This window comes from Streptomyces krungchingensis, from assembly GCF_054729265.1.
In genome coordinates, this window is sequence record NZ_JBPUKY010000001.1 from 3,506,627 (window position 1) to 3,521,621 (window position 14,995).

Here is a 14,995-nt window from a genome sequence, read left to right on the forward strand (position 1 = left end):
TGGAATGGAGCCGCTTCACTCCTGTCGGGCGCCTCGATGCCCCGCAAGGAAGTCAGAGGAGTTCCATGGGACGCAACACACGAAAACGCCGTTCGCCGCTGGCCGTCCGCGCCGTAGCCGCATCGGCGGCTCTAGCGCTCGGCGGAGGCGGGCTGATCTGGGCGAATTACTACGCTTCGGCGCACGAGGAGAATTCTTCCCCCAACACCACCAAGGCCGCCGCCGCTCAGGTGGCCACGATCAGCTGTCCCGATGTCGGGCAGAAGCTCCCCGACGTGCCGAACCAGGCCCGCACGGAGGTCGACGGCGAGCTCGCCACGCTCGACCAGCAGATCACCGACGCCTACCAGCGCCTCGCCACCACGCGGGACGCGCAGGCCAGGGACGCCCAGTTCGTGCAGAACTCCATCCTCCAGCCGCTCAAGGACCGGCGTTCGGCGATCATCGACCGGATCAAGCTGGAGATCTCGCGCGTGGGCGGCACCGCCCCGGACTCGCTGAACACCCTCGCCGGCTGCAACGCGACCACCGCCGACCAGACGCAGGCCAACAACAACGGCGGCCAGCAGCAGGGCGGCGGGCAGCAGCAGGGTGGCGGCCAGGCCACCGCCTCCCCGAGCGCTCCGGCCGGCGGCCAGCAGCAGGGTGGCGGCCAGCAGCAAGGCGGAGGCCAGCAGCAGGGCAACGGCGGCCAGGCCGGCAACGGTCCCGTCGCCGCCGACTTCGTCGACATCACGAAGGTCCGGCCGAACGTGCCCCAGAAGGCGCGGACCCGGGCGGGCGGCTCCTCCGGCACCTTCTCGAGCACCTGCGGTGTGAACGCGAACAAGAAGTTCAACACCGACAACGTGATCGTGGCGCCCGGCGTGACCAACGGCGCGCACCACCTGCACGACTACGTCGGCAACCAGTCGAACGACGCCTTCGCCAACAACGACACGTTCGCCGCGGCCAAGACCAGCTGCTCGAACCAGGGCGACAAGTCGTCGTACTACTGGCCGGTCGTGCGTATCCAGAACGGCACGCAGGACTTCGACCAGAACAACGACGGCGGTGGCAAGGAAGGCAACGTCGGCCAGATCCAGCAGGCCAAGCAGGCGCAGATCAAGTTCGTCGGGAACCCGAAGAGCAAGGTCGTCGCGATGCCGAAGTTCCTGCGCATCATCACCGGCGACGCGAAGACGACGACCAACGGACTCGCGAACGCCAACGCCCACTGGAGCTGCACCGGCTTCGAGAACAAGGTGCAGCTGACGACGCAGTACCCGATCTGCCCCCAGGGCAGCAGCGTGGTGCGCACCTTCGCCTTCCAGAGCTGCTGGGACGGCCAGAACATCGACAGCGCGAACCACCGTACGCACGTGGCCTTCGCCGACGCCCAGGGCAACTGCGCCAACGGCTTCAAGGCGATCCCGCAGCTGACGATGCGCCTGGTGTACAACGTGCCGGCGCCGACCCTCCAGAACGGGCAGATCAAGAACGCCTATGCGGTGGACGGCTTCCCGGAACAGCTGCACAAGCCCGCCACCGACCACGACGACTTCATCAACGTCTTCGACGAGAACGTGATGAACAAGATGGTCAACTGCATCAACCGGGGCCAGCGTTGCAGGTGAGCCGCTCGCAGCGGTGACCGACCCGACATGAAGCGCGAAGAAGGCCGGTGGCGGATCTCCCGCCACCGGCCTTCCGCATTCCTCCCGCCACCGGCCTTCCGCGTTCCTCCCGCCACCGGCCTTCCGCGTTCCTCCCGCCACCGGCCTTCCGCGTTCCTCCCGCCACCGGCCTTCCGGCGGTCTCTCCGCCACCGGCCTTCCGGTGCTCTCTCCGTCGGCGGCCTTCCGGTGCTCTCTCTGCCGGCGACCTTCCGGTGTTCTCTCCGCCGGCGACCTTCCGCGTTCCCTCCCCCACGCCACCGGCCTTCCGCGTCCTTACGGACGCCCCGCGCCCCGCGCCGCGGGCCGTTCCGGCTCGTGCCCGGGAGGTGCCGGCGGCGTCCCCGTCCCGTCCCTCCCGGGCCCGGGACGTCAGCCGGCGTGGTGGCCGGAGTGCCCGGTCGCGGTTCCCGCACCGCCGGCGCCTCCCGCGTGGTGGGACATGCCCTCCTCGACGGTCCCGCCGAGCCGGCCGCGCAGCGTCGTGACCATCTTCTGGTCGCCGACGGCGACCCACTTGGCGCCGACGAGGTACGAACCGCCGTAGTCCTTGGCGCCGTTGAGCCACTCGCGCTGTCCGCGGTCGGTGGCGAAGGTCGCCAGGATGAACTTGCCGGAGCGGATCTTGCACACGCCCTGGCGGATCTCGTCCGCGTCCGTCTGGATGTCCGGCGTGCACTTCACCTCGGCCGCCAGGTCCTCCAGGCTCCCGGTCGCCGTGGCCGGCACCTCGTCCTGCCGGTCGGCCGCCTTGTCGCCCGACCCACCGCAGCCGGTGAGCACCAGCAGGGCCACGGCGGCCCCGGCCGCGAGCTTCTCGCGTGTCAACGTCATACGTCCCTCCGCTGCCTGTCGGCGCTCACGCCGATGAGAGCCCCGGCGGGAGCTCTGCCCTTCGATACGGCTCCGGCGGGCTCCGCGCTCAATCGTCCTCCATCTGCCGTGCCACCGGCGGTCGATGGCGCACCACGCACGTCTGCCCGTCGAGCCCGGGGACCGACACGCCCGGCGCGGGGTGACCATCCGCCGATTCGCTCGTTCTGCTGAACGTGCAGTCACAGGATGTAGCCCCGCGCCCCGCGCCCTCCTCAGGACCGGTCGTCGACGTCGAGCAGGCCGAGGCCGCGCTCGTCGAGCACTACCCGCGGCTGGTCCGGCTGGCCTATCTGGTGCTGCCGCCGGGTCTGAGCCGTGGCCGCCGGGTGATGACCGCGCACGCCCTCACCCAGCGCGCGCTGCCCCGGGGCCGCGCCTCGGGCGACGCCTCGGTCATCCCCGCCCAGCAGTCCGGCGGCGGCCGCGACGGAGACCCGGGCTACGCCTTCGTACGCCTGCGTGTGGTGCGCGCGGCCCTGGAGGCGGGCCTGCCACTCAGGCTCCGCGCCCGGCCCAGGCGCGCCCAGCTGCCGCCGCTGCTGCCGCACGTGTGGGGCCTGAAGCTGTTCCCGCGCTCGGGCGGAGCCGACGAACTCGCCCTGGACCAGCGGCTGTCCGCGCTGTCCGGGCCCGCCCGTGCGGCCTACGTCCTGCGCGGTCTGGAGAAGCTGCCGGACCCCCACGTACGGAAGGTCCTCGCGGCGGCGGGGGTCGCGGACCCGGACACGGCGCTCGTCGAGGCGTCCGGCGTCGAGGCCCGCGACTCGCTGCTCGACTCCCCCGAGTTCGACCCCTGTTCGCTGCACGCCCGGCCCACCGACCTGATGCGGCGCAGGCAGCACGTCAGGGCCGCGCTCGCCGCCACCGCCGCCGTGGCCGTGTGCGGCGCGCTCCTCGCGCTGCCCGGGGACGGCTGGGGCCCCGACGGCGCCGCGGCGCCGTCCTACGCGCAGAACCCGGCGGCCGAGGCCGCCCTCGACCCCGGCAGGCTGACCAAGGTGGCGGGCACCGCCTGGGAGTCGTCCGCGCGCACCGACTTCTCCGTGTGGCCCGCCCGCGGCGGCCTCGTCGACGACAGCGCGCTGCTGCGGCGCGCGCTCGCCGTGTGGGCCAGGCCCGGCGAGTCGGTACGGGTCTCGGCGACCCCCGGCACGCCGTCCGGCGCCCCGCCCGGCCCGCCGCAGCTGCTGTACGCGGGCGAGGTCGACCAGGCGCGCGTGGTGCTCCTCTACGACGGTCTGCGCATCGCGCGGTACGCGGAACCGAAGGACGGCACGAGCGGCGCCGCCCTCGACTTCGCGCGGGTCGACGGCGCGAACCGGGCCGAGGCGAACGCGGTGGTCGTGGGCCGCTCCGACGGCAACGTCCGGTATCTGACCGCGCCCTGGGTGACCGAGGCGGCCGAGCGGGACCTGATGAAGCCGTCCTCGGGCGCGATGGACCTGCCGATCTCCGCCGACGGGGTCACCTCCCCGCTGGCCGGTCCCGCCCAGACCGGCGCCTGCACCTCGTGGAACGTGCTCCAGCTGAAGGACGGCTCGGGCACCCGGCTGATGACCGACCTCGGCGAGCTGACCCCGGCGCACCTCACCGCGGGCAAGCCCTCGTCCCCGCACGAGGCCTCCGGCGCCGAGGCGCTGCGCGAGTGGTCCCCGTTCGCATGCTCGCTCGCCTCGGTGCGTTCCCAGGGCGTGCGGTCCGTGAACGCCTGGCGGTTCGCGCGGCAGCCGCTGCCGGACGCGAGTGGCACCGCGGCCTGGGTCTGCACCCGCGCCGACACCTGGCGGGGCGGCGGGACGCGGGTGCTCGCGCAGTTCCACACCCCGGGCGGGGCGTACGGGGCGGTCGCCGCGAAGGCCGAGAACTCCCCCGCGTGCGGCTCCCGCGACCCCCATGTGCTGGCCGGCGTGCTGTGGAAGTCGGGGACGGGCAACTGGTACCTGCTGGCCGCCGGGAGCAGGGACACGACGTCCGTCCGGGCCACCGGCGGGGTCGAGGGCTCCGTGCGGGGCAGCATGCTGGCGGTACGGGCACGGCAGGGCGCCCAGGCGCAGCTGAAGGCGACCCTGTCGGACGGACGGCCGATCTCGGGGCTGCGCTGAGCCGGTCGCCGGCCGACGTCGGCCGGACCGGACGGCTGGTTGACGTTCGCGTAGAACAGCTAGTTGACGTTCGCGTAAATAAGTAGGCGCACGGGGCTTCTCCACGCGCCTACCCGTCAGTACATTGACGCCATGTCTAACACGCAGGCCCGGCTGCCCCGGCCAGTCGACTCCGAGCGGACGGTGCTCAAGGCGCGGAAGGTGTCGTTCTCCTGGGAGGACACGCCCCTGCACTGGGTGCCCGGGGACCCGTTCGCCACGCACACCATCAACGTGCTGCACCTGCTGCTGCCGGCCGGTGAGCGCTGGTTCGTGCACGTGTACAAGCAGGTGCTGCCCCACATCCGCGACGAGCGGCTGCGCGAGGACGTCATCGGGTTCATCGGACAGGAGGCGATGCACTCGCAGGCGCACGACGAGGTGCTGCCGCACCTCAAGGAGCTGGGGCTCGACCCGACCCCGTACACCGCGCAGGTCGACTGGCTCTTCGAGAAGCTCCTCGGCGACCGCACCCTGCCGCCGGGCAAGGCCCGCAAGTGGTGGCTGCTGGAGCGGGTCGCCATCATCGCGGCGATCGAGCACTACACCGCCTTCCTCGGCGACTGGGTCCTGAACGCCGAGGAGCTGGACCGGCGGGGCGCCGACCCGACCATGCTGGATCTGCTGCGCTGGCACGGCGCGGAGGAGGTCGAGCACCGCTCGGTGGCGTTCGAGCTGTTCATGCACGTCGACGGGAGTTACCGGCGGCGGGCCCGGACCTGGGCCACCGCGTTCACGGCGCTCGTCTTCCTCTGGCAGCGCGGGACACGGTTCTTCATGGAGAACGACCCGACGCTGGCGGACGGCCGGGCGAGCTTCAAGGACTTCTACGAGAGCGGGAAGCAGGGCGTGCTGCCGTCCACCGGGGACATGCTCAAGTCCATCCCCCGCTACCTCAGCCGCTCCTACCACCCCTCCCAGGAGGGTTCCACCGAGCAGGCGATCGCCTATCTCGCCTCCTCCCCCGCGGCGACCGCGGCCGAACGGGGTGCGGCATGACGCCCCGGCTGCGGACCGTCGTGGCCGTCGCCGGTGCGGCCCTCGTCGTGCGGCGCGCGCTGCGCCGCCGGATCGAGGCCTCGCCGCTGTGGCCGCTGCCCGCGCTGGAGGAGCCGGTCTCCGGCCGGCCGCGCACCCGGGCACTGCGCCTGCTGGTCACCGGGCACGAGCGGGTCGCCGACGGTGTCGTCCAACTGCGTCTGGAGGGGCGGGACCTGCCGCGCTGGGAGCCGGGCGCCCACCTCGACCTGGTCCTGCCGTCGGGTCTCGTGCGGCAGTACTCGCTGTGCGGGGACCCCGAGGACACCTCCTCGTACACCGTCGCGACGCGGCTCGTCGAGGACGGGCGGGGCGGTTCGCGCGAGGTGCACGAGCAGGTGCGGGAGGGCTCCGAGATCGAGGTGCGCGGGCCGCGCAACCGTTTTCCCCTCGTGGACGCGCCCTCGTACGTGTTCGTCGTGGGCGGCATCGGGATCACCCCGGTCCTGCCGATGCTGCGCGCCGTGCAGGGGCATGCGGACTGGCGGCTGGTGTACGGCGGGCGGTCGCGGGCCTCGATGCCCTTCCTGGAGGAGATCGAGAAGCTGGACCCCGAGCGGGTCACCGTCGTCGCGGAGGACGAGGAGGGACTGCCGGACCTCGACGCGCTGTTCGCGGGGCTCCCCCGGGACACGGCGGTCTACTGCTGCGGCCCGGAGGGGCTGATGGCGGCGGTCGAGGCCCGCGTCCCGGACGGGGCGACGCTCCATCTGGAGCGCTTCGCGCCCCGCACGTCGGGCGAGGGCAACGGCGCCTTCGAGGTCGAACTGCGGCGCAGCGGACGCACGGTGACCGTGGCCGCGGACTCCACCGTCCTCGCCGCCGTCCGCGCGGAGCTGCCGGGCACCGTGTACTCGTGCGAGCAGGGCTTCTGCGGAACCTGCCAACAGCGGGTGCTGGAAGGAGAGATCGACCACCGGGACGAGCTGCTGACGGACGCGGAGCGTGACGACTCGATGCTGATCTGTGTCTCGCGGGCGCGAAGTGAGAGAATTGTGTTGGACATGTGAACGATCGTGGGCGGACCGGCCCGTTCCGGGCCTGATCCGATCGGTAAGGTGTTCGCATGACAACCGGGGTACGCCGCAGGATGGGTGTCGAGGAACGCCGGCAGCAGTTGATCGGCGTCGCCCTCGAACTGTTCAGCCGACGCTCGCCCGACGAGGTCTCCATCGACGAGATAGCCTCCGCCGCGGGCATCTCCCGACCCCTGGTCTACCACTACTTCCCCGGCAAACTCAGCCTGTACGAGGCCGCCTTGCAGCGCGCTTCGGACGACCTCGCGGGGCGGTTCGTGGAACCCGCGGAGGGGCCGCTGGGGGCGCGGCTGCTGCGGGTGATGCGCCGGTTCTTCGACTTCGTGGACGATCACGGGCCCGGTTTCGCGGCGTTGATGCGGGGCGGCCCCGCGGTCGGCTCCTCCACCACCAACGCCCTGATCGACGCCGTACGGCAGGCCGCGTACGTGCAGATCCTGTCGCATCTGAACGTCGAGAGGCCGACGGCCCGCCTGGAGCTGATGATCCGCTCCTGGATCTCGCTGGTCGAGTCGACGGCCCTGCTGTGGCTGGACGGACGGCGGATCCCGCGCGGCGAGCTGGAGTTGCAGCTGGTGCACGACTTCGCGGCGCTGGCCGCGGTGAGCGCCGCCCACGACGAGGAGATGAGCGAGCAGCTGCGCCAAGGGCTCAGGGGCGAGCCGGGCGACGGGCCGTTCAGCGACCTCGTCGTCCGGCTCGTCGCACTGGCCTCGCCCCCGGACGCCTGAGCCGGCGAGCGCGGGCGGCGGACTAGGCCCCTTCGAACTTGCGGTACGACGGGTCGAGGTCCCGCACCTCGGCCGAGGCGTGCACGGTGACGCCCTCGACCGGCTCGACGTACTTGCGCAGCAGCTCCAGCGCGGCCTCGGTCAGCCTCGCCTTGGTCTCGTCGGACCGGCCGGCGAGCAGCGCCAGCGTGACGTGCACGATCGCGTGGCCCTCCCCGTCCGCTCCCACCACGTCGTCCCCGGTCGTACGGAACCGTGTCTTGCACGCCTCGATGCGGGCGGCAGCCGTCTCCACCACCACCGGGTGCAGCGCCAGCGCGAACCCGCGCCGGTCGAAGGCGTCGTCGAGCGACTCGGAGTAGTCGACGGTGATCTGCGGCATCAGCGCACTCCTGTTCTAGGAATCTGCGATCACCCTAACCGCAGCGCGAGCAGCGCGATGTCGTCCTCCCGGCCAGGCCCGAAGCAGTCGAGCAGGGTGTCACAGAGGGCGGCGACGCCGGGCGGTGCCTCGGCTCCGGCGCTGCGCAGCTGCTCCAGGGAGACCCCCAGGTCGGTCCCGCGCGTCTCGATGAGGCCGTCGGTGACCATGAGGAGCCGGTCGGTCGGCAGCAGCACGACCTCGCTGGGCCGCGGCCGGTCCAGGCCCAGGCCGAGGAGCGGGCCGCGGACGTCCGCGTAGTCGGCGGTGCCGTCGTCGCCGATGATCAGCGGCGGGATGTGGCCCGCGTTCGCGATGCGCGCCCGCCCGCTCGCCGGGTCGACCAGGCACAAACAGACGGTGGCCGTGACGTCCGGGTGGTAGTGCTGGAGCATCCGGTCCAGGCGCCGGGCCAGGACTCCGGGGTCGGGGTCCTCGACGCAGTAGGCGCGCAGCGCGTGCCGGATCTCGACCATCACGGTGGCCGCCTCCAGCGAGTGGCCGACGACGTCGCCGACGGCGGCGAGCACCCCGTCCGAGGTGCGCAGCACCGCGTAGAAGTCACCGCCGATCTCGGCCTGCCGGGAGGCGGGAACGTAGCGCACGACGACGTCGAGGCCCGGCGTCTCGGGCATCTTCTGGGGCAGGAAGCTGTGCTGGAGGGTCAGCGCGACATGCCGCTCCGCCTGGTACATCAGCAGGGGCTCCGCGGCCAGCGCGGTGGCCTGGGCGAGCCGGGCCACCAGGGTGTCGGTCTGCGGGGCCACGTCCCGGTCGCCGTCCGCGGGCGTCGCGAGGCAGACCGGCACCCTGCCGTCGGGGGTGCGTGCCAGCACGACCCGGGCGGCGTCGGGGACACCGGGCCGGAAGAATCCGCGCGGCCACAGCAGGGCGGGGACGACCGTGCCGCTCACCCCGGTGTGGCCGGCCGTGATGTGGCGGATCAGCCGGGTGACGGTCTCGTGCGCACCCGGGTCGGACGCCGTCGTCCGCGCCCGGGTGCGGGACGCCCCGCGGTACAGCTCGCCGTCCTCGGAGAGGACGAACACGGCGGCGGGCGAGCCGGTGAGGCGGGCGGTGCCCTCGGCCGCGGCGTCGGCGAGCTCCTCGGGGCAGCGGGCCGCCTGGACGGCGACGATGGTCTCGGACAGCAGGGTCAGCCGCCGTACGAGCGTCTCGGCGCCGATCCGCATGCGGGAGCGGCGCACCGCCGCGCGGACGACGGCCTGGATCTCCTCGGGCTCCGCGGGCACCGAGAGGTACGCGTCGCCGCCCGCGTCCAGGCCCCGGCAGCGGTGGGCGGTTCCGGAGGAGGAGGCGGAGAAGTGCACCACGGGCAGGGCGGCCATGGGGGGCTGCGCCTTGAGTCTGCGGCACAGTTCGAAGCCGCTCATGTCGGGCAGGCCGACGTCCACGAGGGCGACGTCGGGCAGGACTCCGGCGCGCAGCCGTACGTCGAGCTCGACGAGCGCCTCGGCGGCACTGGCGACGGGTACGACCCTGTGTCCCGCGCGGGTGAGCACGGCGCCCAGCGCGTAGCGGCTGGCCGCGATGTCGTCGACCACCATCACGGTGGACAGGGTGTCCACCGTGGGTCCGGCCGATTCGATGGCCATCGGAACAGTCCCTCGGAGCACGGGTGATGGGGACAGGTCCGGGGATGTCCCGGTCCTGCCCCCACCAAATTAGTGCGCTATCAGCCGGACCGGGTGAAAACCGCCACCGTGCGGCCCGGAACGGCGAACGTCCCCGATTCGGCAGCGTAGGACGAGGACTTGACGATAGGGTCCGCGCCCGACGCCTGTACCGGATGCAGCGCGTACGCCGTTCCGGCCAGCGAGCCGACGGTCTGCTCCTGCTTCTCGGGCGTCGCGTTGAAGACGACGACGAGATCGCCGAGTTCCATCGTGATCACCCCGGGCGTCTCCGTCTTCCCGGACAGCGGGAAGGCGAGCTCGGACTGCACCCGGTCGGCCGTGGGGAGCGAGAAGACGCCCTCCGTGGTCCGGATGCTCTGGAGGTCCCGGTAGGCGGCCGACGTCGCCCCGATCTGGTCGCAGCCCACCTCGACCGAGCTCAGCAGCGGCTTGGCGTAGGGCCACTTGGAGGCGTTGTCCGCGGCCATCGGCAGCCCGCGCCCGAAGCCGTTGCCGTCGCGGCAGTCCCAGTGGACGGCGTTGAACCAGTCGCCGCTGTCGAACGAGTTGCGGTCGAGGGACTTGGAGCGCAGCAGGTCGCTTCCGGCCTGGGAGAGGGACGGACCCTGCGAGAGGGTGGCCGTCGCCATCGCCAGGACCTGCATCCGGGCCCGGTCGGCCGCGCTCGTGCCGGCGGGCAGCTTGTAGGTCAGCGCGTCGAACAGTGATTCGTTGTCGTGCGCGTCGGCGTACGCGAGGGCGTCGCCGGGTGCGTCCGCGTAGCCTGCGGGCTGCCCGTTGTAGTCGACCTCGGAGCCCTTGACCTCCTTGCCGGCGGTGTCGGTGAAGCGGTACTTGGCGAGGTTGCCGGTCAGACCGACCTTGATGAGGTCCTGGTAGTGCAGCAGGCGGGCCTTCTGTTCGGCCGTGGTGCCGTTCGCGTCCGAGGAGTTGGGGTCGGTGTAGAGGCCGGAGGCGAAGCCCTGGATGCCGGGGTCGGCGTCGAAGGGGCCGCCGCCGCGCACCGCGTCGCGGGCACGGTCGGAGAAGGTCGCGATTCCGGTGCCGGCCATGTTCTTCTGGGTGGCCTGGACGAAGCGGGCGTCGTCGGCGACCTCACCGAAGTTCCAGCCCTCGCCGTACAGGATAATCTTCTTGCCGTCGACGCCGTCCTTCGCGAGGGTGAGGGCGTCGAGGGCCTTGCGGACCGCGAGGATGTTGGCCTTGGGGTGGTGGCCCATGAGGTCGAAGCGGAAACCGTCGACCTTGTACTCCTTGGCCCAGGTGACGATCGAGTCGACCACCAGCTTGCCCATCATGGCGTTCTCGGTCGCCGTGTTGGCGCAGCAGGTGCTGTTGGCCACCGAACCGTCGGCGAGGAGCCGCTGGTAGTAGCCGGGCACGATCCTGTCGAGCACGCTGGTGTCCGCCTGGCCGGAGGCCGCCGTGTGGTTGTAGACGACGTCCATGACGACCCGCAGGCCGTCGTCGTTGAGCGACTTGACCATCCTGCGGAACTGGACCGTGCGGGCGGTGCCGTCCGGGTCGGTCGCGTACGAGCCCTCGGGGACCGTGTAGTGGTACGGGTCGTAGCCCCAGTTGTAGGCGTCCTTGGCGGCGGTCTTCGCGACGCACTCCTGCTGCTTCTCGGAGTCGGCCGCGAAGGAGGCCAGCTCGCAGTCCGGGGTGGCCTGGTCGGCCTTCTTCTCCGGAATGGTGGCGATGTCGAAGGCGGGCAGGAGGTGGACGTACGACGTGCCGGACTTCGCCAGCTCACGCAGGTGCTTCGAGCCGTCGCTGTCCTTGTCCGTGAACGCCAGGTAGGTGCCCTGGTCCCCGGCCGGGACCGTCTTGTCGGCCACCGAGAAGTCCCGGATGTGCAGTTCCTGGATCTGGGCGTCCCGCAGCGGTACGGCCTTGGGCTTGCTCAGGGTCGACCAGCCGCCCGGGGCGAGGGCCTTGTCCTTCAGGTCGACGACCAGGCTGCGCTCGGAGTTCGCGGTCAGCGCGACCGAGTAGGGGTCGGTGACCTTGTTCGTCATGACCTTGCGGACGCTGGGGGCCCACACCTTCACGACGTACCGGTAGGGCTTGTTCTTCCAGGACGCGGGACCCGTGACGGACCAGACGCCGGTGTCCGCGTCGCGGTGCATGGCCACCTCGGAGCCGGCCAGTTCCAGGGAGACGCTCTGCGCCGTCGGAGCCCAGACGGAGAGGGTCGGCCTCCCGTCGTGGAAGACCGGTCCGAGCTTCGCCGAGGTCGCGTCGTACACGTCGTCGAGGACGCCCGCGATCTGCACACCGGTCGCGGCCAGCACCGCGCCGTTCGCCGCACGATGGGAGGCCACGATCTGACCGCCGAGCGCCTGGCGCACCCGGTCCCGGTCACGCGGGTCGACGGACCAGGCCGTGTAGTCCTTCAGGTGCGGGAACTTGGCCTTCTGGGCGTCGGTGAGGGTCGTCTTCGTCAGCCGCAGCCAGCGCTCGTCGTCGCTGGTCAGCGTCCCGTCCTTGACGGCGATCGAGCCGTCGCGGGAGGAGAGCAGCTGGGTGGAGGCGGCGCCGTCCGCGCCGTTCCAGGCGACCGTGTCCCGGTCGATCCAGACCGCCTTGGAGGTGGTCAGGTCGAGGGCGGCCGCGCTGCCCGTGGGCTGCGGCAGCAGGTACTTCTCCTGTCCGTTCAACAGCCACACCTCGTAGCCGTTGGTCTTGATGTCCAGGGACTGGTCGGTGGGCAGATCCTTGTCGTCGCCCTTGTGGATGATGTAGCTGAGGCTGGTGGCACCGTCGGTGAGCGGTACCTCGAAGACCGCGCCATAGGCATCAGTCTTCACCGGCTTCAGGGGGTTCGACCAGTCGGTGGGGTTCGCGGCGCCCGTCCAGACGTGCAGGCCCCAGCCGTCGTAGTTCCCGTCGGCGCGGTGGTAGTGGACGACCGCCTTGGTCTTGTCCTGCGCGGGGAGGTCGGGCCTCTGGGTGAGGACGTCCGTCTTGCCCTGCTCGACCCAGACCTCGCCGGTCTTGGTGACGTCGATCGTGCGGTCGGCGGAGACGTCCTTGTTGCCGTCCTTGTCGATGACCAGGAAGCCGACGTTCGAGGCGCCGGGCTTGAGCTTGACGTAGGCGAAGGCGCCGTAGGCGTCCCGGCCGGTGAAGGGGTGGCTGGCGGGCCAGTTCGTGGACTCGCCGTCGGCGAGGTCGCCCCAGGCGTACAGGCCCCAGTCGTCGTAGTCGCCGTCGGTGCGCTTGTAGTGGACGATCGCGTAGTCCCGCGAGGAGGCGGTGGGGATCTCCGGGGCGGGCGGGGTGCCGGTGCTGCTCGTGGCGGTGGCGCTCGCGGTGTGCCCGGCGGAGTCGATCACGACCGCCTTGTAGCGCAGGGCCGTGCCCGCGGGGACGTCCTTGCCGATGGTCTGGGTGACCTTGTACGGGGCGTGGTCGGCGGAGCCGAGGACGCGCCACTTGCCGTTGCCCACCTGGGCGGCGAAGACGACCCGGTCGAGCCGGCCGCCTGCGACGTCCGCGGAGAGCTCGACGGTCCCGGTGGCGCCGGCGTCCGGGGCCTTGAGGGTGATCGTCGGCTTGGTGGCGGGCTCGGCGAGGCGGCCGGCCGCCTTGAGGACGACGGCGGACCCGGCCGGGACGGTGACGGTGATCTTCTTGTCGGCGTCGGTCCTCGCGGTGGCGTCCGTGCCGTAGATGCCGCGGTACGTCATGTCCGCGGAGCCGGTCGCGAAGGTCGCGGACTTGGCCTCGCCGGCGTTGTTGAAGGCGACGACGTACTCGGCGCCGGTCCTGGCGTCGGTGCGGGTGACGGCGTACACGCCGGAGCCGTCCGCGGCGTACCGCTCCGTCTGGACGCCGTCCGTGAGGGCGGGGTTGGCCTTGCGGAGCGCGGAGAGCGCGGCGATCCGCCGGTACAGCGGCGCGCTCGTGTCGTAGGCGTCGCTCGCGTGGGTGCGGTCGGTGCCGATCTCGTCGTCGTCGAGGTAGTCGGCGACCTTGGAGGCGAACATCGTCTGCCGGGCGTCCTTGTCGCCGCCGACTCCGGTGAAGCCCTGCTCGTCGCCGTAGTAGACGACCGGGTTGCCGCGGCTGAGGAACATCAGCTCGTTGGCGAGCTGGTCCTTCTTCAGCAGTTCGGCGTCGGTGGCCTTCGGGTCGTCCTGGTTCAGGAAGGTCCCGATGCGGCCCATGTCGTGGTTGCCTAGGAAGGTGACCTGCTCGTACGCGTTGGCCTTGTCCGTCGTGTACTTGTAGTCGTCGCCGAAGACGGACGCCAGCTTCTGCGCGCTGCCGCCCTGGGAGGCGTACTGGCGGGCCGCTTCCTGGAAGGGGAAGTCGAGCGTGGAGTCGAGGCGGCCCTCGGTGACGTAGGGCGAGGTGATCGACGTGTCGGCGGAGTAGACCTCGCCGAACATGAAGAAGTCCTTGCGGCCGTGCCGGGCGGCGTAGGCGTCGAGGGCCGTGGCCCACTGGGTCCAGAACTCCATGTTCACGTGCTTGACGGTGTCGATCCGGAAGCCGTCGACGCCGAAGTCCCGCACCCACTTCTCGTAGATCTTCTCCATGCCGGAGACGACCTCGGGCCGTTCGGTCCACAGGTCGTCGAGGCCGGAGAAGTCTCCGTACGTGGTGGACTCACCGGCGTAGGTGGAGTCACCGCGGTTGGTGTACATCGTCGTGTCGTTGAGCCACGACGGGACCTTGGTGTTCTTCTTCGCCGCGGGCACCGTCGGCGTACGGGGGAAGGAGTCGGCGTCCACCGACGGGAACTGCTCGGTGCCGTCCGCGTAGTCCGCGTCGTCGAAGGGCTTTCCGTCCTTGGTCAGGTACGGGAAGGCGCCCTTGGAGAGGTAGTCGTAGGACTTCTCGTCGTAGTCGACGACGTCGGCCGTGTGGTTGGTGATGACGTCGAAGAAGACCTTCATGCCCTTGGCGTGGGCCTTGGAGATCAGCGTCTCCAGGTCCTTGTTGGTGCCGAAGTGCGGGTCGACCTGGGTGAAGTCGGTGATCCAGTAACCGTGGTAGCCGGCCGAGGCGTCCTTGCCGGTGCCCTGGACGGGCTGGTTCTTGAAGATCGGCGCCATCCAGATGGCGGTGGTGCCGAGGCCCTTGATGTAGTCGAGCTTCCGGGTCAGACCCTTGAGGTCGCCGCCCTGGTAGAAGCCCTTGTCGGTGGGGTCGTAGCCGGTCGACAGGCGCGAACCGGTCAGGCCGCCCTTGTCGTTGCCCGTGTCGCCGTTGGCGAAGCGGTCGGGCAGGACGAAGTAGAACTGCTCTCGGGTGGCGTCGTGCCGGGCGGGCTGCGCGGCGAGCGCGGCGTCCGACGGCGGCGCGGGCGGGGTCTCGGCCCGCGCGGCGAGGGGTTGAGCGAGCGATACGGCCAGAGCGGCGGCAAGAACGGCTGCGCGCAGTCTGGAACGGCCGGGGCGGCGCGCCGGCCCTCTCGGTATCAG

General features: G+C 71.3%; 9 protein-coding genes. 5 read left to right on the top strand and 4 right to left on the bottom strand.

Features of this window, described 5'->3' with window-relative positions:
* The first annotated feature begins 65 nt into the window (after positions 1-65).
* On the top strand, positions 66-1,616 hold the full coding sequence (locus ACSYGO_RS15640; RefSeq protein WP_426675772.1) for a DUF1996 domain-containing protein: 1,551 nt from the start codon (positions 66-68) through the stop codon (positions 1,614-1,616).
* Positions 1,617-2,027: 411 nt separating this feature from the next.
* On the opposite strand, the gene ACSYGO_RS15645 is transcribed toward ACSYGO_RS15640, so the two are convergent.
* Positions 2,028-2,489, bottom strand: coding sequence for a hypothetical protein (locus ACSYGO_RS15645; protein ID WP_426675771.1), 462 nt, complete (start codon positions 2,487-2,489; stop codon positions 2,028-2,030).
* A gap of 215 nt (positions 2,490-2,704) precedes the next feature.
* Between ACSYGO_RS15645 and ACSYGO_RS15650 the strand changes: the two genes are divergently transcribed.
* The 4 genes from ACSYGO_RS15650 to ACSYGO_RS15665 all read left to right on the top strand — a co-directional run bounded on the left by ACSYGO_RS15650 (position 2,705) and on the right by ACSYGO_RS15665 (position 7,478).
* Positions 2,705-4,633 (top strand): hypothetical protein, encoded by a 1,929-nt coding sequence (locus ACSYGO_RS15650; protein WP_460386882.1) that lies wholly within the window; start codon positions 2,705-2,707, stop codon positions 4,631-4,633.
* Between the two features lie 132 nt (positions 4,634-4,765).
* The gene (locus ACSYGO_RS15655) at positions 4,766-5,671 is read left to right on the top strand and encodes a metal-dependent hydrolase (RefSeq protein ID WP_432185827.1); all 906 of its coding nucleotides are present in this window, start codon (positions 4,766-4,768) and stop codon (positions 5,669-5,671) included.
* Positions 5,668-6,720: a PDR/VanB family oxidoreductase gene (locus ACSYGO_RS15660; protein WP_426675768.1), complete on the top strand. Its 1,053-nt coding sequence runs from the start codon at positions 5,668-5,670 to the stop codon at positions 6,718-6,720. The genes ACSYGO_RS15655 and ACSYGO_RS15660 overlap by 4 nt, the downstream gene beginning before the upstream one ends.
* Before the next feature lie 56 nt (positions 6,721-6,776).
* On the top strand, positions 6,777-7,478 hold the full coding sequence (locus tag ACSYGO_RS15665) for a TetR/AcrR family transcriptional regulator (protein ID WP_426675767.1): 702 nt from the start codon (positions 6,777-6,779) through the stop codon (positions 7,476-7,478).
* A 22-nt stretch (positions 7,479-7,500) separates the two neighbouring features.
* On the opposite strand, the gene ACSYGO_RS15670 is transcribed toward ACSYGO_RS15665, so the two are convergent.
* From ACSYGO_RS15670 to pulA, 3 genes are all read right to left on the bottom strand, one after another.
* Positions 7,501-7,860 (bottom strand): 5-carboxymethyl-2-hydroxymuconate Delta-isomerase, encoded by a 360-nt coding sequence (locus tag ACSYGO_RS15670; protein WP_426675766.1) that lies wholly within the window; start codon positions 7,858-7,860, stop codon positions 7,501-7,503.
* A gap of 29 nt (positions 7,861-7,889) precedes the next feature.
* Positions 7,890-9,515, bottom strand: a complete 1,626-nt coding sequence (locus tag ACSYGO_RS15675; protein WP_460386884.1) for a SpoIIE family protein phosphatase — start codon at positions 9,513-9,515, stop codon at positions 7,890-7,892.
* A gap of 80 nt (positions 9,516-9,595) precedes the next feature.
* Positions 9,596-14,995 carry a pullulanase-type alpha-1,6-glucosidase gene (pulA, locus tag ACSYGO_RS15680; protein WP_460389720.1) on the bottom strand — a complete coding sequence of 1,800 codons (5,400 nt, stop codon included), beginning with the start codon at positions 14,993-14,995 and terminating at the stop codon, positions 9,596-9,598.